This is a genomic window from Microbacterium sp. Root61, assembly GCF_001427525.1.
Classification (GTDB): Bacteria; Actinomycetota; Actinomycetes; order Actinomycetales; family Microbacteriaceae; genus Microbacterium.
Map to the genome: position 1 here is coordinate 2,786,616 of NZ_LMGU01000001.1, position 23,141 is coordinate 2,809,756.

20 protein-coding genes are annotated in these 23,141 nt (G+C 67.4%); 7 read left to right on the forward strand and 13 right to left on the reverse strand.

Going from position 1 to position 23,141, the window contains the following annotated elements; all coding sequences use genetic code 11:
• Nucleotides 1-34: 34 nt before the first annotated feature.
• The 7 genes from ASD65_RS13210 to ASD65_RS13240 form a co-directional block, all read right to left on the reverse strand.
• Nucleotides 35-910, reverse strand: a complete 876-nt coding sequence (locus tag ASD65_RS13210) for an ABC transporter permease (protein ID WP_056223363.1) — start codon at nucleotides 908-910, stop codon at nucleotides 35-37.
• Nucleotides 907-1,743, reverse strand: a complete 837-nt coding sequence (locus tag ASD65_RS13215) for an ABC transporter ATP-binding protein (protein ID WP_082561758.1) — start codon at nucleotides 1,741-1,743, stop codon at nucleotides 907-909. Before ASD65_RS13215 ends, ASD65_RS13210 begins: the two co-directional genes overlap by 4 nt.
• Nucleotides 1,744-1,886: 143 nt before the next feature.
• Entirely contained in the window at nucleotides 1,887-3,329 is a 1,443-nt protein-coding gene (locus ASD65_RS13220) for an aldehyde dehydrogenase family protein (RefSeq protein WP_056223365.1), read from the reverse strand.
• Between the two features lie 2 nt (nucleotides 3,330-3,331).
• Complete coding sequence (locus ASD65_RS13225; RefSeq protein WP_056223366.1) at nucleotides 3,332-4,405, reverse strand: zinc-binding dehydrogenase; 1,074 nt, start codon at nucleotides 4,403-4,405, stop codon at nucleotides 3,332-3,334.
• Nucleotides 4,406-4,582: 177 nt separating this feature from the next.
• On the reverse strand, nucleotides 4,583-5,524 hold the full coding sequence (locus tag ASD65_RS13230; RefSeq protein ID WP_082561760.1) for an LLM class flavin-dependent oxidoreductase: 942 nt from the start codon (nucleotides 5,522-5,524) through the stop codon (nucleotides 4,583-4,585).
• 199 nt (nucleotides 5,525-5,723) lie between these two features.
• Nucleotides 5,724-7,475 carry an ABC transporter ATP-binding protein gene (locus tag ASD65_RS13235; protein ID WP_156378873.1) on the reverse strand — a complete coding sequence of 584 codons (1,752 nt, stop codon included), beginning with the start codon at nucleotides 7,473-7,475 and terminating at the stop codon, nucleotides 5,724-5,726.
• Between the two features lie 5 nt (nucleotides 7,476-7,480).
• Nucleotides 7,481-9,172: an ABC transporter transmembrane domain-containing protein gene (locus tag ASD65_RS13240; protein ID WP_056223373.1), complete on the reverse strand. Its 1,692-nt coding sequence runs from the start codon at nucleotides 9,170-9,172 to the stop codon at nucleotides 7,481-7,483.
• A gap of 128 nt (nucleotides 9,173-9,300) precedes the next feature.
• Here ASD65_RS13240 and ASD65_RS13245 point away from each other — a divergent pair, with 128 nt between their 5' ends.
• Together ASD65_RS13245 and ASD65_RS13250 are read left to right on the forward strand one after the other, a co-directional pair.
• Nucleotides 9,301-10,140, forward strand: a complete 840-nt coding sequence (locus ASD65_RS13245) for a ribokinase (protein ID WP_056223375.1) — start codon at nucleotides 9,301-9,303, stop codon at nucleotides 10,138-10,140.
• A 116-nt stretch (nucleotides 10,141-10,256) separates the two neighbouring features.
• Nucleotides 10,257-11,840: a carboxylesterase/lipase family protein gene (locus ASD65_RS13250; RefSeq protein ID WP_082561761.1), complete on the forward strand. Its 1,584-nt coding sequence runs from the start codon at nucleotides 10,257-10,259 to the stop codon at nucleotides 11,838-11,840.
• 75 nt (nucleotides 11,841-11,915) lie between these two features.
• Here the strand turns inward: ASD65_RS13250 and ASD65_RS13255 are convergent, their stop codons facing one another.
• Together ASD65_RS13255 and ASD65_RS13260 are read right to left on the reverse strand one after the other, a co-directional pair.
• The gene (locus ASD65_RS13255; RefSeq protein WP_056223379.1) at nucleotides 11,916-12,773 is read right to left on the reverse strand and encodes a fumarylacetoacetate hydrolase family protein; all 858 of its coding nucleotides are present in this window, start codon (nucleotides 12,771-12,773) and stop codon (nucleotides 11,916-11,918) included.
• Between the two features lie 19 nt (nucleotides 12,774-12,792).
• Nucleotides 12,793-13,764 carry a C-terminal binding protein gene (locus ASD65_RS13260; RefSeq protein WP_056223381.1) on the reverse strand — a complete coding sequence of 324 codons (972 nt, stop codon included), beginning with the start codon at nucleotides 13,762-13,764 and terminating at the stop codon, nucleotides 12,793-12,795.
• Between the two features lie 119 nt (nucleotides 13,765-13,883).
• On the opposite strand from ASD65_RS13260, the gene ASD65_RS13265 reads away from it, so the two are divergent.
• Nucleotides 13,884-14,549 carry a GntR family transcriptional regulator gene (locus ASD65_RS13265; protein ID WP_056223383.1) on the forward strand — a complete coding sequence of 222 codons (666 nt, stop codon included), beginning with the start codon at nucleotides 13,884-13,886 and terminating at the stop codon, nucleotides 14,547-14,549.
• 13 nt (nucleotides 14,550-14,562) lie between these two features.
• Here ASD65_RS13265 and ASD65_RS13270 read toward each other — a convergent pair whose 3' ends face one another.
• The 4 genes from ASD65_RS13270 to ASD65_RS13285 all read right to left on the reverse strand — a co-directional run bounded on the left by ASD65_RS13270 (nucleotide 14,563) and on the right by ASD65_RS13285 (nucleotide 18,751).
• Nucleotides 14,563-16,167, reverse strand: coding sequence for an AMP-binding protein (locus ASD65_RS13270; protein WP_056224880.1), 1,605 nt, complete (start codon nucleotides 16,165-16,167; stop codon nucleotides 14,563-14,565).
• Nucleotides 16,168-16,213: 46 nt separating this feature from the next.
• Complete coding sequence (locus ASD65_RS13275) at nucleotides 16,214-17,212, reverse strand: zinc-dependent alcohol dehydrogenase (RefSeq protein WP_200948671.1); 999 nt, start codon at nucleotides 17,210-17,212, stop codon at nucleotides 16,214-16,216.
• 88 nt (nucleotides 17,213-17,300) lie between these two features.
• Nucleotides 17,301-18,074, reverse strand: coding sequence for a hypothetical protein (locus tag ASD65_RS13280; protein WP_056223386.1), 774 nt, complete (start codon nucleotides 18,072-18,074; stop codon nucleotides 17,301-17,303).
• The gene (locus tag ASD65_RS13285) at nucleotides 18,074-18,751 is read right to left on the reverse strand and encodes a FadR/GntR family transcriptional regulator (protein WP_235566712.1); all 678 of its coding nucleotides are present in this window, start codon (nucleotides 18,749-18,751) and stop codon (nucleotides 18,074-18,076) included. Before ASD65_RS13285 ends, ASD65_RS13280 begins: the two co-directional genes overlap by 1 nt.
• Nucleotides 18,752-19,023: 272 nt before the next feature.
• Between ASD65_RS13285 and ASD65_RS13290 the strand changes: the two genes are divergently transcribed.
• The 4 genes from ASD65_RS13290 to ASD65_RS13305 all read left to right on the forward strand — a co-directional run bounded on the left by ASD65_RS13290 (nucleotide 19,024) and on the right by ASD65_RS13305 (nucleotide 23,092).
• Complete coding sequence (locus ASD65_RS13290; RefSeq protein WP_056223391.1) at nucleotides 19,024-19,821, forward strand: SDR family oxidoreductase; 798 nt, start codon at nucleotides 19,024-19,026, stop codon at nucleotides 19,819-19,821.
• 194 nt (nucleotides 19,822-20,015) lie between these two features.
• On the forward strand, nucleotides 20,016-20,924 hold the full coding sequence (locus ASD65_RS13295; RefSeq protein WP_056223393.1) for a carbohydrate ABC transporter permease: 909 nt from the start codon (nucleotides 20,016-20,018) through the stop codon (nucleotides 20,922-20,924).
• A complete protein-coding gene (locus tag ASD65_RS13300; RefSeq protein ID WP_056223395.1) occupies nucleotides 20,921-21,742 on the forward strand; it encodes a carbohydrate ABC transporter permease in 822 nt (273 codons plus the stop codon). Before ASD65_RS13295 ends, ASD65_RS13300 begins: the two co-directional genes overlap by 4 nt.
• A 63-nt stretch (nucleotides 21,743-21,805) precedes the next feature.
• Complete coding sequence (locus ASD65_RS13305; RefSeq protein WP_056223397.1) at nucleotides 21,806-23,092, forward strand: ABC transporter substrate-binding protein; 1,287 nt, start codon at nucleotides 21,806-21,808, stop codon at nucleotides 23,090-23,092.
• The last annotated feature ends 49 nt before the right edge of the window (nucleotides 23,093-23,141 follow it).

The window sequence follows — 23,141 nt, forward strand, 5'->3', positions numbered from 1 at the left end:
TTCTAGGGAAGCAGCGCGGAATGCGTGGTGGGGTCTATCGGGTCTGGTTGTATTCGCTCTCGGCCCACCGCACGGCGCGAGCGCCCAGGGCACCGACAAGGAGGCTGAACAGCACGCCGACCATCGAGATCAGGATGATCCCGACATACATCCGGTCAGGAATGAACAGCTCCCACGCGTGCCAGGTGTAGAACCCGAGCCCTTCGCGTGCCTGTACGAACTCGACCGCGACCACGAGCAGCATCGAGATGCCCGACGCCAGTCGCAGGCTCGAGATGATCTGCGGCATGCTCGCGGGGACGATCAGCCAGCGGAAGCGCTGGAACCAGCTCAGTCCATACGAGCGTGCAACCTCGTGATACGAAGTCGGGATCATCATCGCCGCAGCAAGGGTGGTGAACGCGACGATGTAGAACGTACCGAGCGCGACGAAGACCACCTTCGGCAGTTCACCCAGGCCGAACAGGAGCAGGAAGATGGGCAGCAGGGCAAGCTTCGGGATGACGTACAGTGCGCGGATGAGCGGCTCAAGAGCCCACCGCACCAGCTTGATCTGGCTCATGACGAGACCGACGATGATTCCGCTGATCGAGCCGATCACGTAGCCCAAGAGGAGTCGCTGCACGGTGATGAGCAGTTCTCCGACGATGAGGTTCGCCTGCATGTCCTCGATGAATCGTGTGGCGATGGCCGTCGGCTGACTGAAGAAGCGCGGATCGATCCAGCCCAGTTGGGCAGCGACCTCCCAGAGCACGAGGCCGAGTATCGGGATAGAGAGTCCCAAGAGGATCTGGGTGGTCCGGTCGATGCGTGCTTTCTTGTCCACATCCGCGAGTGCCGGATCGGGAAGGATGCTGATGCGCTCGGCGGGGGACGCCACGGGGGCGTGCGTCGGCACTGTCGTGGTCATTTCGTCTCCTGCTCGATTGCGGTCGTGACCTCGCCGCGGAGGTCGCCCCAGATCTGTTCCTCCAGTGCGACGAACCGCGGATCGCTGCGCAGCTCAGGGCCACGGGGATACCCGAACGGGACGTCGTACGTCCCGCGGACGCGGCCGGGGCGGGCGCTCATCAGGACGATCCGGTCCGAGAGCAGGATCGCCTCATCGATGTTGTGCGTGACGAAGAACACCGTGTAGGACTGCTCCTGGCAGATCGCGAGGAGCTCGTCTTGGAGCACTTGCCGTAGCTGCGCGTCGAGCGCGGCGAACGGCTCGTCCATCAAGAGGATCTCCGGCTCCATGACGAATGCTCTCGCCAGAGCCACCCGCTGCTTCATGCCACCGGAGAGGTTGGACGGATAGGAGTCCTCGAAGCCCGCGAGTCCCACACGGCCGATCCAATCCGCAACCCGGCGCTCGATGTCGGCCTTCGGCACGTGGGCGGCTTGAAGTCCGAGCGCCACATTGTCCTTCACCGTCCGCCACGGGAAGATGCTGTACTCCTGGAAGACCGGAGCCACGAGTGCGCGGCCGGACCCGGTCGAGTCGATGTAGACCGCGCCGGAGGTCGGTCGCTGGAGCCGTGCCAAGATGCGCAGGAGCGTCGACTTGCCGCAGCCCGACGGTCCGACGACCGAGACGAACTCGCCTTCGCGGATCGTGAGGTCGATGTCGGTGAGCGCCTGGACCTCTGCGCGACGCGCGTGGCGATACGAGAACGACATGTGTTCGATTGAGATCTTGGCGGGCTTCTCATCGATGGCGGTGCCGATACTTCTGTCGTCTGCGTGAACCTGATTCATCGGAACGGGGAGCCTCTCGTGTCGTCGTTGACGAGGTCTAGTGGGCGTTGTGGTCTGTTAAGAAGCTAAGTTCGCGGCGTAGTGGGAATCAAGATTTCCACCCACTCAATGGCCGATGGACGCCATTGGAACAACTGAGGGCGTCACTCAGGATCCTCCGACACGAGCGCCTGAAGGTCTGTGTACGTATCGAGTGCGTACGTCCCGCCGGTCCGTCCGATTCCACTCATCTTGTTGCCGCCGAACGGTGCGCCGGGGTGTCGCCGTATGGTGTTGATTCCCACCTGCGCGGATTCCAACCTGCCGGCCAGACGTTCGGCGGCCGCACGATCCGCCGAGAACACGTAGTCGTACAGGCCGTAGCGCGTTGCGTTGGCGACCTCCACCGCGTGATCGTCGCTGTCCACCGCCATGACGCTGATGACCGGGCCGAACACCTCCTCGCGCATGATCTCCGCGTCCGGTCGTGCATTGCTGACCAGCGTGGCCGGGTAGTGAAATCCCCCGCCGGGAACCCCGGCGCTCTGATGCACGTCCATTCCGGCTTCTCGTGCCCGCTCGACCATGCCCCCGATCCGGTGGCGTTGGGCGGCGGTGATAATGGGGGCGACGTCTGTCGCAGTGTCGCGCGGGTCGCCGTGGCGCAGTTGCTTCAGCACGTCCTTCAGTGCCGCGACGACCTCGGCGTATCGAGACGAATGCACGAGGATGCGGGATGGCGTGAGGCAGACCTGTCCGGCGTGATAGGTCCACGCCCGGGTGACGGCGGGAAGGACGGCGTCCAATGACGTGTCCGCTCGAACGATCAGCGCCCCCTTTCCCCCGAGCTCGAGCAGGAGGCGTTTCATATGCGGTGCGGCGGATCGATAGATCTCGGTGCCGACAGCGGTGCTGCCTGTGAAGCTGACCGCCCCTACAGCGGGATGCTCGACAAGCTCTTGTCCGGGTGCAGGCGAGGCCCCCGGGACGAAGCTCACGACTCCCGTATCCGCCCTCACCGTTCGCAGCCCCGCAGCCAATCCCTCGGCGAGATGACCGACCAGCAGGGGGTCCTGGGGTGCGGGCTTCATGATCACTGCGTTGCCGGAGAACAGCGCCGGTGCCACTTTTGCGACCATTGCCAGCAGAGGGAAGTTGTACGGGCTGATGCATGCCACGACGCCGACGGGCTGGCGGCGGACGCGGGCGGACACTCGACCGCTCGGATGCGGCGACTGAAGGTCGAGGAGATCCGCGGGTGCGTCGGCCCACGCCCGCAGCCGCTCGATGGCAGCGCGCACCTGCATGTCTCCGGCGACGCTGCGACGCGAGCCGGTGTCGGCTATGGCCAACTCGATGAGTTCGCTCTCGCGCGCGGCGAGGTGGTCGGCCGCCACCCGCAGCACCTCCCGGCGCGTGTCGATCGTCGTGGTACGCCACGACGTGGACGCGACGGCGGCCGATTCCGCGGCGAGCGCGGCCGCCTCGGTCCCGCAATCATCCACCACCGCGATGACGGATCCGTCGTTCGGGTCGGTCACCTCGTATGCGTCGTCCGTGGCGTGCGCGCCATCGATGATCGCGGCTACTCTCGTCGCAGTGTGCATCGCTAGCTCTCCTGTCGGAAGTCGATGAACCCACGTTCGAGCGAGCCGGATCGCAGCTCTGCAACGAGCTCCTGGATCTCGGACGGGATTACGGTCTTGGAGACCAGCGGGCCAAGATCGAGCTCGCCGGCGGTGCATCGCTCGACCAGACGCGGAATCATCGTCCACGGGTCGACCGAGCCCATCCTGCATCCGAGAATCGATCGATCGTTGAACAGCGATCGGATCTCCAGAGGCAGGACGGCCCCGTGCGGGGGAAGCCCGACGATGACGACCCGTCCGCCCCAGGCGAGCGATCGAACCGCCTGCTCGAGCAAAGCCGGCATACCGACGCATTCCAGGACGGCGTCGAAGCCATCGGGCTCCAGCTCGAGCGCGACATCGCTGATCGGACGGTCAGAACTCAACACGAAGTCAGTCGCACCGCAGCGGCGAGCGATGTCCTCCTTGCGGGGGTTGATATCGAACACCGCCACTCGACGAGCGCCCGCTGCGCGGGCGGCGATGATGGCATTGAGCCCGATGCCCCCTGCGCCCGTGATCATCACGCTCTCGCCCGCCTCGACACGGGCGCGCTCTTCCACGGCGCCGAATGCGGTGACGGTGGCGCAGCTGATCATCGCCATGATCTCGTCGCTGAGGTCATCGCCGACCGGGATCACCTGCGATTCGGACACCAGCGTTCTGCGGGCGAATGCGCCGAGACGCACGAACTGCGCGATCGATCGACCGTCGCGGCTGAATGGGCTGGCGGGCGGTGTCGCCGTGGCCCGGCACCGGATGCGTCGACCGGCGAGACAGTCCGCGCACTGGCCGCACGGTCGGAGCACCGTCATGACCACGCGCTGCCCGAGCGGGATGGTGGCCGACGGGCCGCGGGCGACGACTCGCCCCACAGCCTCGTGCCCGAGGATCACGGGCAGCTCCTGGGGGATGTCGCCGTCGATAGGCTTCAGGTCGCTGTGGCACAATCCGGCGACGTCCACCTCGACGACCACATCGTCACCGACAGGGGTTCGAAGCTCGATCGCCTCCTGAGGTGCGAGCTCGAGTCCATCCCACACGAGTCCGAGCATGTGCGCCGTACCGCCTTCGTTGAGTTCCGACAGTGAGCGACGCGACGCCTGGTATCGACGTCGTCGTCATTGTCAGTCCTATCAGTCATCCCTTCGCGGGTTCCCCCGCGGCTGCCTATCGGGTCGTTAGCGATTTCCATTGCGGTGTCACTGTCCGACCTCCGCGGCCGCTGAGCCTCAGTCGAGGGGACGGATGACGTCAGCGAGTCGGTGGATCTGCTCGACAGCGTCTTCGAAGATCAAGGAGAGAAAGACCCCGTCGACATGCGCCGCAAGCGCTGCGAGATCGTCTTGGCATTGGTCGATCCGGCCGACGATGGCGAAGCGGTCAACGAGGTAATCCTCGATCTCGGGATGGTCTGCGAACATCGTGGCGTTGCTGGTCGCACCGGAACTGCCGTGTGAGCCGTAGTCGTAGCGTCCAAAACGATCCGACAGCACCCGCTTGAACTGTTCCGGCACGCTCTTGGACTCGAACGTCGACGCGAAGGCGAAATGCGCGGCGCTGATCGCTCGCGGCACAAGCGTGCGACGCAGTGCAGCGGCATCCTCATCGTCGGTCGCGACCGCCAAGCGCACCGTCGCCCACAGCTCGACGGGCGGTCGTCCGGCCTCCCGGACCAGGTGCGCGGAATCGGCGAGCCGGGCGAGGTCGGTGGGAGCTCTGCCCACGCCGGCGATCAGGCCATCCGCGTACCGACCGGCCAGCTGCGCGGTCTTGGTGCCGCTGGCGGCGAGCAGTAGCGGTACTTCTGTCGCCTCGCCGAGATCCTGAAGCGTGCGCTGCAGACCGCCCAGCGTTGCTGGCGATACTCCGAAACTATGCACCGCAGAGTCGCCGCGGCCCATGCCGAGCCTGAACCGACCGGGAGCGGAGTCATCCAGCCACCGGGCGGCGCTCGCGTGCACCGACCAGTGACGGGTGACCGGGTTGGTGACGCACGTGGTGACAGTCAGCGCCGATGTTGCCTCCAGCGCTGCGTGGCATGACGAATACAACTCTGCATACCGGGGCGAGTCGCCTATTCCCATTCCCCACAGCCCTGCTGACTCCGCGGCGCGCGCGATTTCCGCGGTCTCGGGCAGGCTTCGGGGGAGCCAATTGACGCAAATGCGCATGCTCTTTCGATCGAGCACCTCGCACCTCCAGTTCTTCTGCGAAAACGACCGGGCGGCCGAGTGTCGCCTGCCGGGGGTCGGAGCGAGGCTTGTGTCCAGTCAACTTTGTGCCCGCATCGCGAGCAAGATGATCGCGACAACGATCGCCGATATCACCTATCGCTGGGGGCTATCCGCGATCTGGCTGGGCTGTACGGCCTCAGGGCGCGTCGGACTGCCAGGCGCGCCAGAGCGAGGCGTAGAGCCCCTGCCGGCGCAGCAAGTCGTCGTGCCGGCCGATCTCGCGGATCCGGCCCTCGTGCATGACTGCGATGCGGTCCGCCTCGCTCGCACTGGCGAGCCGGTGCGCGATCGTGATGACCGTGCGGCCGTGCAGGACCGCGTTGAGCGCGCGCTCCGCATCCCGCGCGGTGCCGGGGTTCAGGAGCGAGGTCGCCTCATCCAGCACGAGCGTCTGCGGATCGGCGAGCAGCACCCGTGCCAGCGCCACCTGCTGTGCCTGCGCGCCGGAGAGATCGTGCGCGTCGCCGAGCTCGGTGTCGAGTCCGTCGGGGAGGTCGCCGACCCATCGCGCGCCGACGGTGCGCAGCGCCGCACCCACCTCGTCGTCGGTGGCCGCCGGGTGGGACAGCTGCAGATTCGTGCGCAGGCTGTCGCGGAAGACGTACTGCTCCTGGGTCACCAGGGCGAGATGCGAACGGCGCGTCTCGACGGGCAGATCGGATGCTTCGACGCCACCCACCGTGACCTGGCCGTGGGTCGGCTTCTCGTAGCCGATGAGGAGCCTCGCCAACGTCGACTTGCCCGCGCCGGAGGGGCCGACGATGACCAGGTGCTCGCCGGGCTCGATGGTGAGATCGATCGCGTGGAGCACCTCGGGGCCATGCCCGTAGCGGAATGAGACATCCTCGACGGCGATCGCCGAGCCCGCCGGGCTCGCCGTCGCCGGCTCGCCTGTCGGTGCCTGGGCGAGACCTTCGATGCGTGCGAATGAGGCGATCCCGCTCTGCAGCGACTCGAGCCAGAGCAGGACCGTGTCCATCGGTGCCCCGAGCTGTCGCACGTACAGCAGCACCGCGACGAGCGCGCCGAGCCCGAGGGCGCCGTCGGCGTAGAGGGCGGTGCCGATGAGCATCACCATCACGAGGGCGACGACGTAGGAGGAGTCCACCGCGGGGAACAGCACAGTACGGAGGCGGAGCGTCGCCATCTGCGTGCGGCGCGAACGGTCCGACAGTCGTGCGCCCTCCTCGAGGCGGGCCTGCTGGAGGCCGTACAGCTCCACCGTCCGCGCTCCGGCGGTCGTCGCCGAGAGCGACTGCGCGAGCTCGGCGCCGGCGGAGGCCTCGACGAGGTACGCGGCATTCGCCCGGCGCAGGTACCAGCGCGTCGCGACCACGATGCCGACCATCGACAGCACCGTCGTCAGCGCGAGCGGGGGACTGAGGAGGACGATGAAGGCGAAGGTCAGCACCACCTGCACGATGGCGACCAGCATCTCCGGTGCTGCATTGCTCAGGATGCCGGTGACGCGCTGCACATCGGAGGTCGCGCGCACCAGCAGATCGCCCGTGTCGGCGCGATCCGCGACGCGTGGCGGGAGGCCGAGCACGCGCTGGACCATCGAACGACGAAGACGCTGCGACGTGCGCTCCCCGAACCGCGCGGTGACCAGGAACGAGTACCGCGAGACCACGACCTGCAGGATCGCCAACGCCGTCAGGGCGAGGCCGAGTCGATCGATCTCCTCCAGGGTGGCGCCGTGCTGCAGGCGGTCGATGATCACGCCGACCAGCAGCGGGGGCGCGAGCGCGAGTGCCGCCGCGCACACGCCGAGCACGACGGTGAGGGTGAATCCCCACCCGTCGCCGCGGATCAGTCGCGCCGCCGCCCGGCGCACGTCGCGCGTGTCGGCGACCGGCAGTCCGCCGGCGAGAGGCTCCTCCTCCATCCGCATCACTCCCCTTCCTCGCCCCACGAGCCGCGGGAGACGAGCGAACGGTAGCGCGGGTTCGCGCGCGTGAGATCGTCGTGGCTCCCGGACGCCGCGACCCTTCCCTCATCGACGAAGATCACGACGTCGGCCAGCGCCAGAACGGCGGAGGAATTGCTCGCGATCAGGGTGGTCGCGCCGCGGCGCCGGTCATACATGCGCTGCGCGACCTGCCCCTCCGTGATGGCGTCCACCGCGGAGAGCGGGTCCAGGGCCAGCATCACCTTCGGGTCGCGGGCGAGCGCGCGCGCGAGCCGGACGCGCTGCCGCTGCCCGCCGGAGAGATTGGCGCCGCGAGGGCGCAGTTCGCTGTCCCAGCCACGATCCGCGCCGCGGAGGATGTCGTCCATCCCGCTGGCGAGAGTGGTGCTCTCCCGGTGCGGTTCGCTGGGCGCCGTCCCCGAGAAGACCGCGTCGTGCAGCGTCCCGCCGAACAGGAACGCTCCGTCGTCGAGCAGCAGCACCGCGCGTCGGAGCAGAGTCGGGTCGATGTCGGCCACGCGCTGCGCGCCCCAGCGGGCGTCGGACGGCTCGAGCCCGGCGAGACGATGGAGGATGCCCGTCGCCTGCACGCGGTCGTCGGTGGCGATCACGGCGAACTCGCCCTGCCGGAGGCAGACGTCGGTGGCGGGGTCGATCAGAGGGCCTGCGGAGTCCCGGACCTCCTCGGTGCCCCGCGGAGGGGCTTCGGAACGGAGGAAGTCGACGGTGCGCCGGGCGGAGACGAGGGCGCGATTGATGTCCACCGCACTTTCGATGAACGACGCGATCGGCACGACGGTGACCGCGACGAACCCGTAGACGGCGACGAGGTCGCCGATCGTCAGCTCGCCTTGGACTGCGAGCCTCGCGGAGACCCACACGATCGTCGCCAGGAACAGCGCGGGCAGCCCGACCGCGATCCCGCGGATCCAGCTCTCCGTGGCGGCGACGCGATAGCCCGCACGACGGACGTCATCGGAATCGGCCTCCCAGCGCTCGGCGAGGAGGTCCTTGCCGCCGAGGGTGTTCAGCACGTGCAGCCCCGAGACCATGTCCACGACGCGCCCCGACATCCGGCCCTGCGCCTCGCGGTAGGTCCCGCCGCGGGCGCGGAAGTGGTTCAGGAGCGGGCCCAGCGAGAGCATGAGAAGCGGCATCCCGAGCACGATGATCCCCGCCAGCAGCGGGGAGATCCGCAGCAGCGCGATCGCGATCACGAGGTAGGCGACCACGGCGCCGACGCCCGGCCCCGTCGCGGTCAGGCTCCGTGCCATCGTCCATGCGTCGCCGACGCCGATCGTCGCGACTTCGCCGGTGGTGGCGAGCTTCCCCAGGGAGGAGCCGAGCTGGACCGACTTCCGCGTGGTGAGCTCGATGGTCTGGAGGGCCGCTTCCAGGCGGACCCTCGTCATGGTGCGGTGCCGGAGGATGGCGAGCAGGGCGATCGTGAGCCCGACGACCAGGAGGATCCCCGCCCACATCCACACCTTGGCGAATTCGCCGGTGCGGATGCCGTCGTCGATCGCCCGCGAGAGGATCAGCGGCGGCAGCGTGAGGCCGACCATCCATGCTGTTCCCAGCACCGCGCCGAGGATGACCCGGGACAGCTGGTGGCGGATCAGGAACCAGAGATAGCGCCATGGAGTCGTCGGATACGGATGCTCCCGGTGCAATGTCTCTCTCCGCGCTGGTCGTCTTCGGCAGTGTCGGGTTCGTTATGCCACAGGCTAGCCGAGGGCCGAATCCGCCCGCCGCGCGGAGTGCGGCCGAGCCCGCGACATTCCCGTGGTGGAATGTGCGTATGGATCAGCCGAAGCTCGGCCCGCTCACCGTGGTCGGCAGCATCAACGTCGACCTGACGGCATCCGTCGACCGGCTGCCCTCCGCAGGCGAGACCGTGCTCGGCGGAGCACTGCGACGGCTGCCGGGCGGCAAGGGTGCGAATCAGGCCGCCGCCGCAGCGCGGCTGGGAGCGGTCGTGCGGATGGTCGGCGCCGTCGGCGACGATTCCGACGGCCAGTGGATGCTGCAGTCCCTGCGCGATGCGGGCGTCGACACCGGTCCGATCTGGTTGGGCGATGCGGCCACCGGCACGGCACTGATCACGGTCGACGGGCAGGGCGAGAACCAGATCGTCGTCTGTCCCGCTGCGAACGCGGACGTGTCGATCGACGGCATCGACTTCGGTCCCGGCGAGGCAGTCCTCGCGCAACTGGAGATCCCGTTCGAGATCGTGGAGGCCCTCGTCGAGGCCGTTCCGGGATTCCTCGCCGTCAACGCCGCGCCCGCTCGCGCACTGTCGGCGGCGCTGATCGCGCGTGCCGACCTCATCATCGTCAACGAGTCGGAGTTCGCGCTGATCCCCGAGCTGGCGACGGCGCGCATGGTGGCGGTGACCTACGGTGCGAACGGCGCCGCGCTGCGCGAGCACGGCCGCGAGGTGGCACACGTCGCGGCGCCGTCTGTGCGCGTGGTGAGTTCGGTGGGGGCGGGCGATGTGTTCTGCGCGGCCCTGACGCTCGCCCTCCACGCAGGCTGGTCGCGAGAGGACGCCCTGCGCGCCGCATGTGGGGCCGGGGCGGATGCGGTCACCCACCCCAGCGGACAGCCTCCGCTGCGGCGGCTCGACGCGTATCTCTGACCCTTCCACCCCCCTCCGGCCGATGCCGGGCAGAGCCGCGGCATCCGAATGTCAACGCCTTTGACAACGACGTTGCGCGACTCATAGGCTCCGCATAACAGCACAAGGGAGCGCACATGAGAGCACGGAGATTCGCCACGGTCACCTCGGTCGGGGCGGTGATCGCGGCCACGGCGCTGATGCTGAGCGGCTGCTTCGCCGGGCCCGGTGACGCGGTCGATGAGAGCGCACCGGCGGCCCAGCCGCAGGTCGAGATCGCACAGGGAGAACTGACCGGCGTCGCGACCGCCGCGGGCGTCGAATACCTCGGCATCCCGTTCGCCAAACCCCCGGTGGGCGACCTCCGCTGGCGCGCGCCCGAGGCGCCCGAGCCCTGGGCGGGCGTGCTCGACGCGTCCAAGCCCGGTCCCGACTGCGCCCAGACCGTCAACGGCGACTCCGACGGATCACTCAGCGAGAACTGCCTGTACCTCGACGTCTATGCGCCGGAGGGCGCGGAAGACGAGAAGCTGCCGGTCGTCGTCTTCCTGCACGGCGGCGGGTACACCGCCGGCACGCCGAACATCTACGACGGCCGCAACTTCGCCGCCACCGGAGAATCCGTCACCGTCATCCCCGCCTACCGCCTCGGCCTGTTCGGCTTCTTCGCCACTCCGGCGACCGCCGCGGAGGGGGAGTACGGCGCCCAGGGCAACTGGGGCATGCTCGACCAGCAGCAGGCACTGCGCTGGGTGCAGGAGAATATCGAGTCCTTTGGGGGAGACCCCGACAACGTCACGATCGTCGGCGAGTCCGCCGGTGGCGGCGCGGTGTGCTTCCAGCTCGCCTCCCCGACGGCGGAAGGCCTGTTCGACAAGGCCGTGATCCAGTCCATGGGCTGCGGTCCCGGGGCGCCGGCGGCCGACACGACCGAGTTCACGACCCAGTGGGGCTGTGCGGCCGATGACGCCGACTGCCTCCGCGCGGTGCCGACCGCCACGATCGTGGGGACGCCCGCCGGATTCGGCGACGTCTACCCCGCCAGTGGCGGACCGGACCAGCCCGTGGGCCCGCTCGAGGCAGCGGCCGACGGAACCCTCGCGGACGTGCCGATCATGATGGGTGTCACCCGCGACGAGTGGCTCGGCTTCGCGTCGGCGCAGTACCCGCTCGATCCGGTCGAGTACGAGGCCGGCGTCACCGCCCAGTTCGGACCGCTGGCGCCCCAGGTGCTGGAGCTCTACCCGGCCGACGCGGGCGAGGACCCGATCTTCGCCTCCGGATGGCTCAGTGGCGACTCGATGTTCGCGTGCCCGTCCGTCGCCGGAGCCGATACCTTTGCGGATGCCGGCCGCTCGGTGTACTTCTACGAGTTCGCGGACGAGACGACCCCCGGATGGCGCTCGCTCGGCGACCCGTTCCCGCCGTCGACGATCGCCCTCGGCGCGACGCACACCACGGAGCTGCAGTACCTGTTCAACTACGCCGCGGCACAGCGATCGCTGAACGAGGAGCAGCGCGCGCTCGCCGACCAGATGGTCGACCTGTGGCTGTCATTCGTGCAGACCGGTACGCCGAGCGTCGAAGGCGGTCCGGAATGGACCACGTTCGCCGAAGGCCGTGAGGTCATGGAGCTCAAGACGGCGGATGCCGGTGGGCTCGAGATGGTCGACACGTTCGAGACCGCGCACAACTGCGGATTCTGGAACGGACTCGGATAGCCCGAGGCACGAGGTGAAGAGGCGGAGCGACCGGGTGGTCGCTCCGCCTCTTTCGTTTCGGCTGCTACGGCGGCGTCAGGCCAGGCGCACGCGCTCGGTGCGCTGGTGCTGGCGGCCGAGGCCATCGATCTCGATCGTCATCTCGTCGCCGTCGTCGAGGTAGGGGAATCGCCCGGACAGGGCGACGCCCTGCGGAGTCCCGGTGTTGATGACGTCCCCGGGCTCGAGCACCATGTACTGGCTGAGTTCGTGGACGATCTGCAGCACGGGGAAGATCATGTCGGCCGTCGACGAATCCTGACGCGGCTCCCCGTTGACGAAGGAGCGCAGTCGCAGCGCCTGGGGATCGACCTCGTCGGCCGGCACCAGGACCGGGCCCAACGGATTGAAGGTCTCCGAGCACTTGCCCTTAGACCACTGCCCGCCGGAGACGTCCAGCTGGTAAGCGCGCTCGGACACGTCATTCGAGATCGTGTAGCCGGCGATGACGTCGCGTGCCGCCTCGGGCGAGGCCAGGTAGCGGGCGGTCTTGCCGATGACGACGGCCAGTTCGACCTCCCAGTCGACCTTCTCCGCCCCCGGGGGCAGCAGCACGACATCGTTCGGCCCGACCACGGTGTTCGGATGCTTGAAGAAGACCACCGGGTGTGTGGGGGGCTCCGATCCGGACTCGGCGGCGTGCGCGACATAGTTCTGGCCGATGCAGACGACGGCCGTGGGACGGGTAATCGGTGCGCCGATGCGCAGGCCGTCGGTCGCGGCTTCTCTGAGCTCGCCCCGCTCCAGCGCCGCGCGGACACGGGCGATGCCGTCGGCGGCGAGGAAGGCGCCGTCGATGTCGGTGGTGATCGGCCCCAGATCGCGGATGACACCCGCATCGTCGCGGACGAACGGATGCTCGTGTCCGGGGGCGCCGAGTCGCATGAGTTCCATGAGTGCGTGCTCCTTCGCGTCAGCGTGCGTAGTCGGGGTTGACGATCGCGGTGACCTGCTCTCCGCCGAAGAAGCGGATGAGGTTCTCGGCGGCGTGCACCGGAAGATCCTCCAGCGCCTCGGGTGAATACCAGGCGGCGTGCGGCGTGAGCAGCACGTTCGGCGCATCGCGCAGCGCCGCGCCGAGGTCGAGCGGCTCCACCTCGAACACATCGAGGGCCGCCGCGCCGATCTGCCCGCTGTGCAGCGCATCGACGAGGGCCGTCTCGTCGATGAGCGGTCCGCGGCACGTGTTCACGATGACCGCTCCCGGCTTCATCGTGGCGATGCTCGTGGCGTCGATGAGGTGGCGGGTGGCGTCGGTGAGCGGCACGTGGAGCGTGAGCAGGTCGGCTGACGCGATGGCCGATTCGATGCTCACGGCTTCGCATCCGGCGGCCTCCACCGCGGCGGTCGGAGCATACGGATCGGCGACCAGCACGCGGAACCCGAGCGCGCGGCATCCGCGGGCGACCAGTGAACCGATGCGGCCGAAGCCGAGCACCGAAACGGTGGTGCGCGACGGCCGCACGGCCATGGGCTTTGCGGCGACGGCCTTCCACTCGCCCGTGCGCACGGCGCGGTCATACGCGGGCAGGCCGCGCGCCTGAGTCATGATCATCGCGATGGTGTGCGCGGCGACCTCTTCGATGCAATAGCTGGGCGTGTTGGCGACGGCGATGCCTCGCTCGGTCGCCGCCGCGACGTCGACCATGTCGTAGCCGATGCCGAGGCGGCTGATCATCTTGAGCTTCGGCATCCGATCCATGAGGGCGCCGTCGATGCGATGCCACTGCACGATGAGCCCTTCCGCATCGGAGCCGAGTTCGGCGAGTGTGTCGAAGGAGGTGTCCGACGCGCGCTCGGCGGGATAGCCGGCAGCGCGGAGGGTCTGCTCGGCGGCGTCGCCGGGCAGGTCGCAATCGGTGACGAGGATGCGGGGGAGAGTCATAGAGGAAACGCTATAGCATGTAGCAAACACGCTCAAGCCGGATCCATGCATCGAATGCCATAGCATCGGGGCGGCGGGACCGACTCGATTCCGCCGGGCGGGCCGGGGGAGGCACACGGATGCGCAGCGTTTCGGATCAGAACATCGCCGAGCAGGTCGCTGATCAGCTGCGCGCGGCGATCCACTCGGGAGAGTTCCTCCCCGGTGAACGCCTCGTCGAGCGCCGGCTCGCCGAACGTCTCGGCGTGAGTCACATCCCGGTGCGCGAGGCACTGACTCGCCTCGCCGAAGAGCGACTCATCTCCCACGAACCGCGCCGTGGCGCGCGGGTGGCCGAGCTCACGGCGGGCGACCTGGAGGAGATCTCCAGCCTGCGGATCGTCCTCGAGCAGTTCATGGTCATCCGTGTTCAGGAGCGCTGGTCCGAGGCATCCGCAATCCGTCTCGAGACGATCGTCTACGCCATGGAATCGGCTGCGCCGGGCGACATGGGGGAGGTGCTTCGGCTGGATCGCGAATTCCACGAGGCGCTCGAAGAACTCGCCGAACATCGCTTCCTCACCGAAGTCACCGCCCAGCTGCGCAGCCGCATCGCCGGATTCATCAGCGCCGCCAACGCGGCCCTGCCTCCCGCCGATCAGGCCGAGCATGTGCAGAGCCACCGCCTCATCCTCGAAGCGATCGCCAGCGGTGATCCCGATGCCGCGCGCGCGGTGATCGCCGAGCATGTGTCCAGGGCGCTCGACCGGATCATCCCCCTCGCCAGCTCGCCGACGGCGACCTGAGCCGCTGCGGGATTCAGGCCGCCCCGATACCCGGAGCGGTGCGCGATGCCTCCTCGGCTGCGCGCAGACGCAGGTCTCGCTTGAGCAGCTTTCCCGTGGAAGTTCGCGGCAGCGACTCCAGTACCTGGATCGCATCGGGAACCTTGTACCCGGCGATATGCCGGCGCAGGTGTTCGATCAAGGCCGCCTGATCGAGGTCGCCTTTGGCCACGACGTACGCCCACGGCCGCTCGCCCCAGCGGCGGTCGGCCACGCCCACGACGGCGGCATCCTCGATGTCGGGATAGGCCAGCAGAGCGTTCTCCACCTCGATGGATGAGATGTTCTCCCCGCCGGAGATGATGATGTCCTTCGTGCGATCCTTCAGCTCGATGTACCCGTCGGGATGCATGACCCCCAGGTCTCCGGAGTGCAGCCATCCGCCGGTGAACGCCTTCGCGGTGGCCTCGGGGTCACGGTGGTAGCCGCGCATCACGTTGTTCCCGCGCATCACGATCTCGCCGATCGTCGTTCCATCGTCGGGCACGTCGCGCATCTGCTCGTCCACGACCCGGACACCTCCGGACTGCAGCATGGCGACCCCCTGCCGCGACATCCGCCACGCCCGCTCCAACGGCTCGAGGTCGTCCCACTCGGGCTGGTACTCGCAGATCGTGAACGGCCCGTATGCCTCGGTCATGCCGTAGGCATGCGTGACGGTGGCCCCGAGCTCTTCGATGTGGGCGAGCAGGCTCGGCGATGGCGGCGCCCCACCGACGATCATCCTGATCCGCTGGGGGAAGGGAGTGGCGCCCGCGCCGGTCACGATCGTGTCCATCACCGTCGGAGCTCCGCAGAGATGGGTCACCCCGTCGTCGTGGATCGCGCTCATGACCAGGTCGGTGCGCACGGCGGAGATGATGAGATGCAGTCCGCCCGCGGCGGTCACCGCCCACGGCGTGCACCAGCCGTTGCAGTGGAACATCGGCAGAGTCCACAGATAGCGCGTGTCGGCGTCGAAGCCGGCGTGGTGCAGGACACCGAGCGAATTCAGATAGGCGCCACGGTGGGTGTACTCGACGCCCTTGGGGCGTCCGGTGGTTCCGGAGGTGTAGTTGATCGCGATGACGGCGTCCTCATCGGACACCTCCCACGGCAGGTCCGGAGTCCCGTTGCCGCCGGCGAGGAACGTGTCGTACGGCTCGGCGCCATCCGGAGCTTCCCCGCCCCAGACGACGACGCGGACCTCGTGGTCGCACGCCGCGGCGGCCTGAAGCGCCGTCGCGGCGAGGGAACTGTCCGCGAACAGGAGGGGAGCCTGACTGTGCTCGAGGATGTACGCGACCTCGTCCGCCGCAAGTCGTGTGTTGACGGTCACGAGGGCGGCGCGTGCCAGCGGCACGGAGTAGTGCGCGGTGAGCAATTCCGGAGCGTTCGGGGAAAGGGTCGCCACCGCCTGGCCGGGTGTCACCACGGTCGCCAACGCGCGAGCCATCGTCTGCGCATCTGCCGCGAACTCGCCGTAGGTGCGAGCGCGCTCGCCGAACTGAATGGCTGCGCGGCCGGCGAACGCGCGAGCGGCACGGTCCAGGAAGACGAGCGGAGTGTTCTCCACGCGATTCGGGTCCTGCTGAGACATCATCGTCCTTTTTCAGGATGCACCGGGCGTCGATGCATCCCGGGGGTCATCGAGTGCTGATCTGCGCGAGCGCCTCACCGGACACGACGAGCGTCTTGTTGACTCCGCCGATCCCCTTTGCGACATCGTGGAACGCATCGGGGCCATTGCGCAGCGGCACCAGTCGATCGATGAGGGCATCCAGCTCGGGACGCCCCTGACTGACCCATTCGGCCGTGCTGCGGAAATGCGCCTCCGAATAGCAGTAGCTGCCGATGAGGCTCCGCTCACCGACGGTGAGGTCATACGGCTGCACGGTCATCTGCGGCTCGCCCATGCCGACCAGCACGATGCGGGCCCGCGTCACGGAAGTGCGAAGTGCGGAGCCCAAGGTGGCCGAGAGTCCCACCGCATCCACGACCAGTGTGGCCTTGCCACCGAACTTCGCCGTCAGGTCCTCCGCGACCGCGTCCGGCGTCGTGGTCGCGAATCCCAGGTCTTCGAGCAGAGCCCTGCGCTGATCGTTGGGCTCGCTGACCAGGACACGCTCGACTCCGGCGCGTCGCGCGCCGATCGCGGCGGCCTGGCCGATCGGCCCTCCGCCGATGACCAGGAGGATGTCATCCGAGGACGGATTGCCCTGCATCACGGCGTGGTAGCCGACCGCAAGCGGTTCGACGAGGGCTCCGTGCGTGATCGGCATCTCGTCGGAGAGCACGACGACGTTGCGTGCCGGCACGACGACACGTTCGGCGAAGCTGCCGTCGAGTGAGGGATCGACGCCGATGACGATCGCGTCGGGGCACACCTGGGTGTCTCCGGCGCGACAGAACTCGCACACGCCGCAGGAGATGATCGGGTTGAAGGTGACCAGGGTGCCGGCGGCGATCGTACCCCCGGCGCTGACGCGCCCGACCGTCTCGTGCCCCATGACCTGGCCACTGACGCGACGGCCGTTCTCTCCGCTGTAGCCATGCGAATCCGACCCGCAGATCCCTGTTGCCAGCACATCGATCACAACCTCATCGACGGTGGCGATCGGCTCGGGACGGTCGATGATCGACATCTCCCAAGGTTTCAGGTACGCGAGTGCGTGCATCTGCTCCAACTCTCAATCAGCAGGTGCCGGACGATCCGGCGAGAAGAGCGAGCGCTCAGGCGATGACTCCGCCGGGGTGGCGCTCGAAGTTTGCGGGGTCGTAGAGAGGAACGATCACATCCGCGGTGCGGCGCACACGCTCGTAGCAGTCCAAGATCTCGTACATGTTCTCGTTGATTCCGAGCGGGATGTTCTCTTCCACGTTGCGCAGGTGGAAGTAGCTGTCGGAGATCGCGACCACCCCGCGGGCGGTGTCCACCTCGACGACCACGGAGGCACGGTGGTGGCCGCCGGACCACCAGGTGCGAAGGCCTGCGGCGATCTCGTCCTCGTCCTCGAGGAGGCGAACGCGCGGCCAGGCCGTGGTGACGAGCTCGACGAGGATGTCATCGGGAATGCTCGTCGAGCGATTGTCGTGCGGGTGCTCGTGGGTGGTGTGGAAATGCTCCCAGCCACGCTTCGCGATGCAGATCTGCGCCTGGGGGAACGCCAGGACGTTGCTGACCGTGTACAGCTGCAGCGGGGTCAGGATGACGTGGGTGACGTCCTCCGGGCGCACTCCGTGCGCGGCCAGCTGATCGAGGATGAACTCGCCGTCGGCGCGTTCCATGCGGGCCTTCTCCCCGAGAAAGGATGCCCAGCCGTCGTTCATCGGCGTGAGATCGGCAGCGGGCCCCGTGTTCACGATCGCCGTCACCCCGTCGCCCTGGATCAGGACGGCCTGAAAAGTGAGCGGATGCCACTGATCGAAGTCGTTCATCCAGTAGAGCTCGGGGCCGGGGATGATGCTTCGGCCCATCGCGAGGGTGGTGACGCGGTACTGGGTCATCATGATCCTTCCTCGGCTGCTTCGGGTTCCGTGTCGATACGGCCGAGCTCTTCCCGCACCTGGCGCAGGTGCAGGTGCATGGCCGCCGATGCGCCGACGGCGTCGCGCGCACGGATGGCGGCGATGACGTGGTCGTGCCAGGTCACCGCGCGCTCGATGGCCCCCGGGATCGCCGAGGATGCCTCGCGGGTACGCTGGCCGAGGCCGGTGATCGAGCTGTGCATCGAGACCAGGATCGCGTTGTCGGTGGCGCGGGCAACGGCATCGTGGAACGCGATGTCCAGTTCGGCGTGCTGCGACGGGTCATCCAGCACGGTTTCGAGTCGCCGATTCACCTGCTCCATCTCATCGATGGCTTCGTCTGTCGCTCGCGCGGCTGCCAGGGCTGCCAGCGGGGGCTCCAGGATCTCGCGCGCCTCCTGCAGGAGTGAGTAGTACTCCTTCGGGTTGGTCACCGCGAGGAAGTCCTGGTCGAGCACATGCCAGTGATAGCGCGGGGCTACGACGGCCACACTGCCCTGGCGCACGACGATGAAGCCTTTGGCGTCCAGCGCCTGCAACGCCTCGCGGACCACGCTTCGGCCCACTCCGTACTGCTCGCACAGCACCGACTCGGGAGGTAGCGGAGCCCCCGGTTCGATCTCGCCTGCGCCGATTCGGTGGAGGTAGTCGGTCACGATGGCATTGCTCAGTCGCGCCTTTGCCACTGCGGTGCCCTTCTCTGGTTTGGGGGTTCGTCGAGGTGTCGTCATGTACTGATTGTCGTGCCCGCACGCTGAGACCCTGGAAGGTAGGAGCATTTGAGGGCAGGTCGTGGCGTCGAGATTATTGACAGATCAGACAAGTGTCAAGCCAAGCTTGCGTTTTGGGCATGTTTAGACCAGATTTCTCTTGAACATGTATGAACGGTTGGGCTTTTCCGCTTCCGTGATCGACGAAGGACACAGCCATGAAATGGGACTTTGACGGACATGTCGCTCTGGTGACCGGAGCCGCTTCGGGAATCGGCGCTGCGACGGTGTCGGCATTCCACGCCGCCGGCGCGCAGGTGATTGCGGTCGACCTCGACGCGGAGGGCCTAGCTCGACAGCGAGACCAGGTCGCCGGCGGGTCGCAGAGCATCCGCCCGATCGCCGCGGACATCTCCGACACCGACGGGCTGCGGGAGACTCTGGCGCCGCTCATCGGCGAACTCGGAGGGCTGGACCACCTCGTCAACTGCGCGGCGAGTTTCGTCGCGGCCGGGGCCGATGCCACGCGCCAGGATTGGGATCGCTCACTCGGGGTCAACGTCGCGGCGACGTCGATGCTCACGGCATTCGCTGCCGACCACATGCCCCGGGGCGGCACTGTCGTGAACATCGCCAGCATCTCCGCACATGTCGCACAGCCGGCGAGGTGGACGTACAACGCCACCAAGGCGGCCATCGTCTCGCTGACCCGCGGCCAGGCGATGGATCTGGCCCCGAGGGGAATCCGCGTCAATGCGGTCAGCCCGGGGTGGATCTGGACCGCCGAGGTCGCCAAGGCGGCCGGGGGTGATCGGGCCAGGTGGGAGCCCGTGTGGGGCAACTACCACATGCTGCGGCGCCTCGGGGAGGCCGGCGAAGTGGCCGATGCCGTGCTCTACCTCAGCAGTGACGGAGCATCCTTCATCACCGGAACCGAGCTAATGGTCGACGGCGGCTACAGCGGGATGGGCCCCGAGGGGCTCGGCGAGACCGCGCACTTCGCCGGCAGCGATTGACCCGTACAGCCCGGAGATCCTGTCCGACAAGTCGTTTTCACGCGCCCTGTCGAGACAAACAGATCTGATATGAACCCCCTCATGCGGGGAAATATGGATGGTTTCGCCTTTTTGCGTTGACACTGTTCATACAAGTTGGCAAAGATGTTGATCTCAGCCGTAGCAGCGGCAGCACACTCGACGAGGAGTTCTGGATGACGACCACCGCCCCGACCGCGCGAAAGCGCAGGAGTCGGCGTCTCCTCCCCAGGACGCTCCTGCTCTACGCGCTCCCGGCGCTCGTTGTGTATGCGTTCGTGGTCATCGTGCCCACGCTGCAGGGCAGCATCTACGCCTTCACGGACTGGGACGGTCTGAACCCCGACTACGAGTTCGTCGGGTTCCAGAACATCGTCGCGGTGCTTCAGGACCCGCAGTCCCAGCGCGCGCTGATCAACACCGTCGTGATCGCGATCGCATTCACCGTCATCCAGAACATCCTCGGATTGTTCCTCGCCCTCGCGGTGAACTCCAGGATCAAGTCCCGCAACTTCCTGCGGGTGCTGATCTTCGCTCCGGCGGTGATGACGCCCGTAGTGGTGGGATACCTCTGGCAGTACATGCTCGCGCCGGATGGACCCGTTAACACCGTGCTGCGTGCCATCGGTCTCGGCGCCTTCGCGAAGACCTGGTTGGGTGATCCCACCCTCGCGGTCTGCTCGATCATCTTCATCCTGATCTGGCAGTTCGCCGGCTATTCGATGGTGATCTTCATTGCGGGCCTGCAGGCGATTCCCGAGGAACTGCTGGAGGCCGCCGCCGTCGACGGTGCCGGCCCGATCCGCCGGTTCTGGAACGTCATCCTTCCCCTGCTCGCGCCCGCGATCACCATCAACGTCATGCTCAGCATGATCGGTTCGCTGAAGCTGTTCGATCAGGTCTGGTCGCTCACCGGCGGCGGTCCGGGAGGCCTGACGAACACCTTGACCACGCTGATGTTCCGCGAGGCCTTCACCTACGGCGACTTCGGCAAGGCGGTGTCGCTCGGCCTCGTGCTGCTCGTGATCGTGGCGGCTGTCTCCGTCGTCCAATACCGAGCCCTGATCTCGCGGGAGCAGCGATGAACCGTTACACCTGGCGCACCGGGATCCTCGAAGTCCTGATGATCCTCGTGGGAGCCCTCTTCGCGTTCCCGCTCTACGTCATGATCAACATCTCGCTGCGCACGCAGAGCGATCAGGCCTCACCGGTTCTGATCTCCGAGAACATGACCCTCGACAACTACGTGACCGCCTGGGGCAAGGCCGGGCTCGGCGAGGCGCTGGTCAGCAGCCTCTTCATCACCGTCGTGAGCGTCGCGCTGCTCGTGGTGGGGTCGGCGATGGCGGCCTACGCCATCGTGCGCGTGCTGTCGCGAGTGTCGAACACGCTGTTCTGGGTGTTTCTCGTCGGACTGCTCCTGCCATTCCAGATCGCGATGATTCCGTTGTACTTCACGATGCGCGACCTCGGGCTGCTCGGCAACCTGTGGGCGCTCGTGCTGTTCTACCTCGGGTCGCAGATGCCGTTCTCGATCTTCCTCTACTCGGGCTTCCTCCGCTCGGTCCCGGTGGACTACGAAGAGGCCGCTTGGCTGGACGGTGCAGGCGTGAACTACGCCTTCTGGAACGTGGTGTTCCCCCTGCTTCGGCCGATCACCGGCACGGTGATCATCCTCAATGCGATCGCGATCTGGAACGATCTGGCCACCCCGCTGCTCTACCTCAGCGGCACGTCGAACGAGACGGTGCCGGTCGCGATCATGGGATTCGTCGACCAGTACGTCACGAACTGGCCGATGATCTTCGCCGGGCTCGTCATCGGAGTCGCCCCGATCCTGATCACGTTCTTCATCCTCCAAAGGTCTGTCATCAAGGGCTTCGCGAGCGGGCTCAAGGGCTGAGACCTTCGCGAAGCCACCCCACCCGAGACTGCACCCTGCAGTCACCTACATAAGGAGCACGAAATGACACAGCGACGATTCGTCGTCCTCGGCGTCGGCGCCGTTGCCGCCGCCCTGGTGCTGTCCGGCTGCACGACCGGTGGCGGAAGCGCCGCGCCGGAAGAGACAGGAGACGGTGCGGGTGTCCTCACCATCGCCAGCATCCCGAACTACCAGAACTCGCTGCCGGCCGTCGTAGAGGAGTTCGAGAAGGCCAACCCGGACATCAAGGTCGAGTTGGAGTTCGTCGACGTCGCGGCGCTGCACACGCAGATCCGGACGCAGCTCTCGGCCGGCACCGCGCCGGACATCTTCACCACGTACCCCGGCAACGGCACCCCGACCGCGATGGAGAACCTCGTTCCGGGCGGGTTCCTCGCCGACCTGTCCGATCTGAACTTCAACGACCGGCTCCCCGCAGCGATGGACGAGACCACCATGGTCGACGGCAAGCGCTACGTGCTGCCGCTGTCCCTCGGTGCGATCGGTGGAATCTACAACGAGACCGCGATGGAAGAGGTCGGCCTGACCGCTCCGACGACGTGGACCGAGCTCCTCGAGTTCTGCGGCGATGCGAAGGCCGCGGGCAAGGTCGCCTACGCCTACGGGGCGCAGACGACATGGAACAACCAGCTCTTCGCGTTCCCGCTGTCGGCGACCCTGGTGTACGGCGAAGGATCCACCTTCACCGAAGATCAGGCCGCGGGCAAGGCGACGTTCGCCGACTCGGACTGGACCGAGGTCTGGGATCGAGTGCTCGAGATGCAGGATGCCGGTTGCTGGCAGCCGGAGCCTCTGGGGACGGCCTACGAGGTCGCCACGGGCATGGTGGCAAAGGGCGATGCGCTCGCGATCTCATCCGTAACCTCCACCTTCGCCGCGTTGGCGGCGACCGCCCCCGCGGACACGGAGTTCATGTTCCACGCCCTTCCGGCGACGGACGACCCCGACGAGACGAACATCTCCGCTGGAGGTTCCGGCGCGTACTCCATCAATGCCAAGGCCAAGAACCCGGTCGCGGCGAAGAAGTTCATGGAGTTCCTCGGATCCGACGCGACCATGGCTCAGATCGCGGAGCTGCAGAACACGCTTCCGGCGATCGCGTCGGATGAGTTCGAGACGCCGGCGTCGCTGGCCGAGATCATGACCTACGTGGACGCGGGCCGCATCCACCCGTACGACGATCAGCTGTGGCCGAACGCGAAGGTGTCGGCGGTGCTGATGGAGCAGGCTCAGCTTCTGATCGGAGGCGGCACCACCGTGGATCAGCTCCTGCAGGCGATGGATGTCGCATTCGCCGAAGGCTCCTGACGCGGAGCTGACCGCATAGACCAGGTGTGCCCGGGTGCCTCGATCGCCC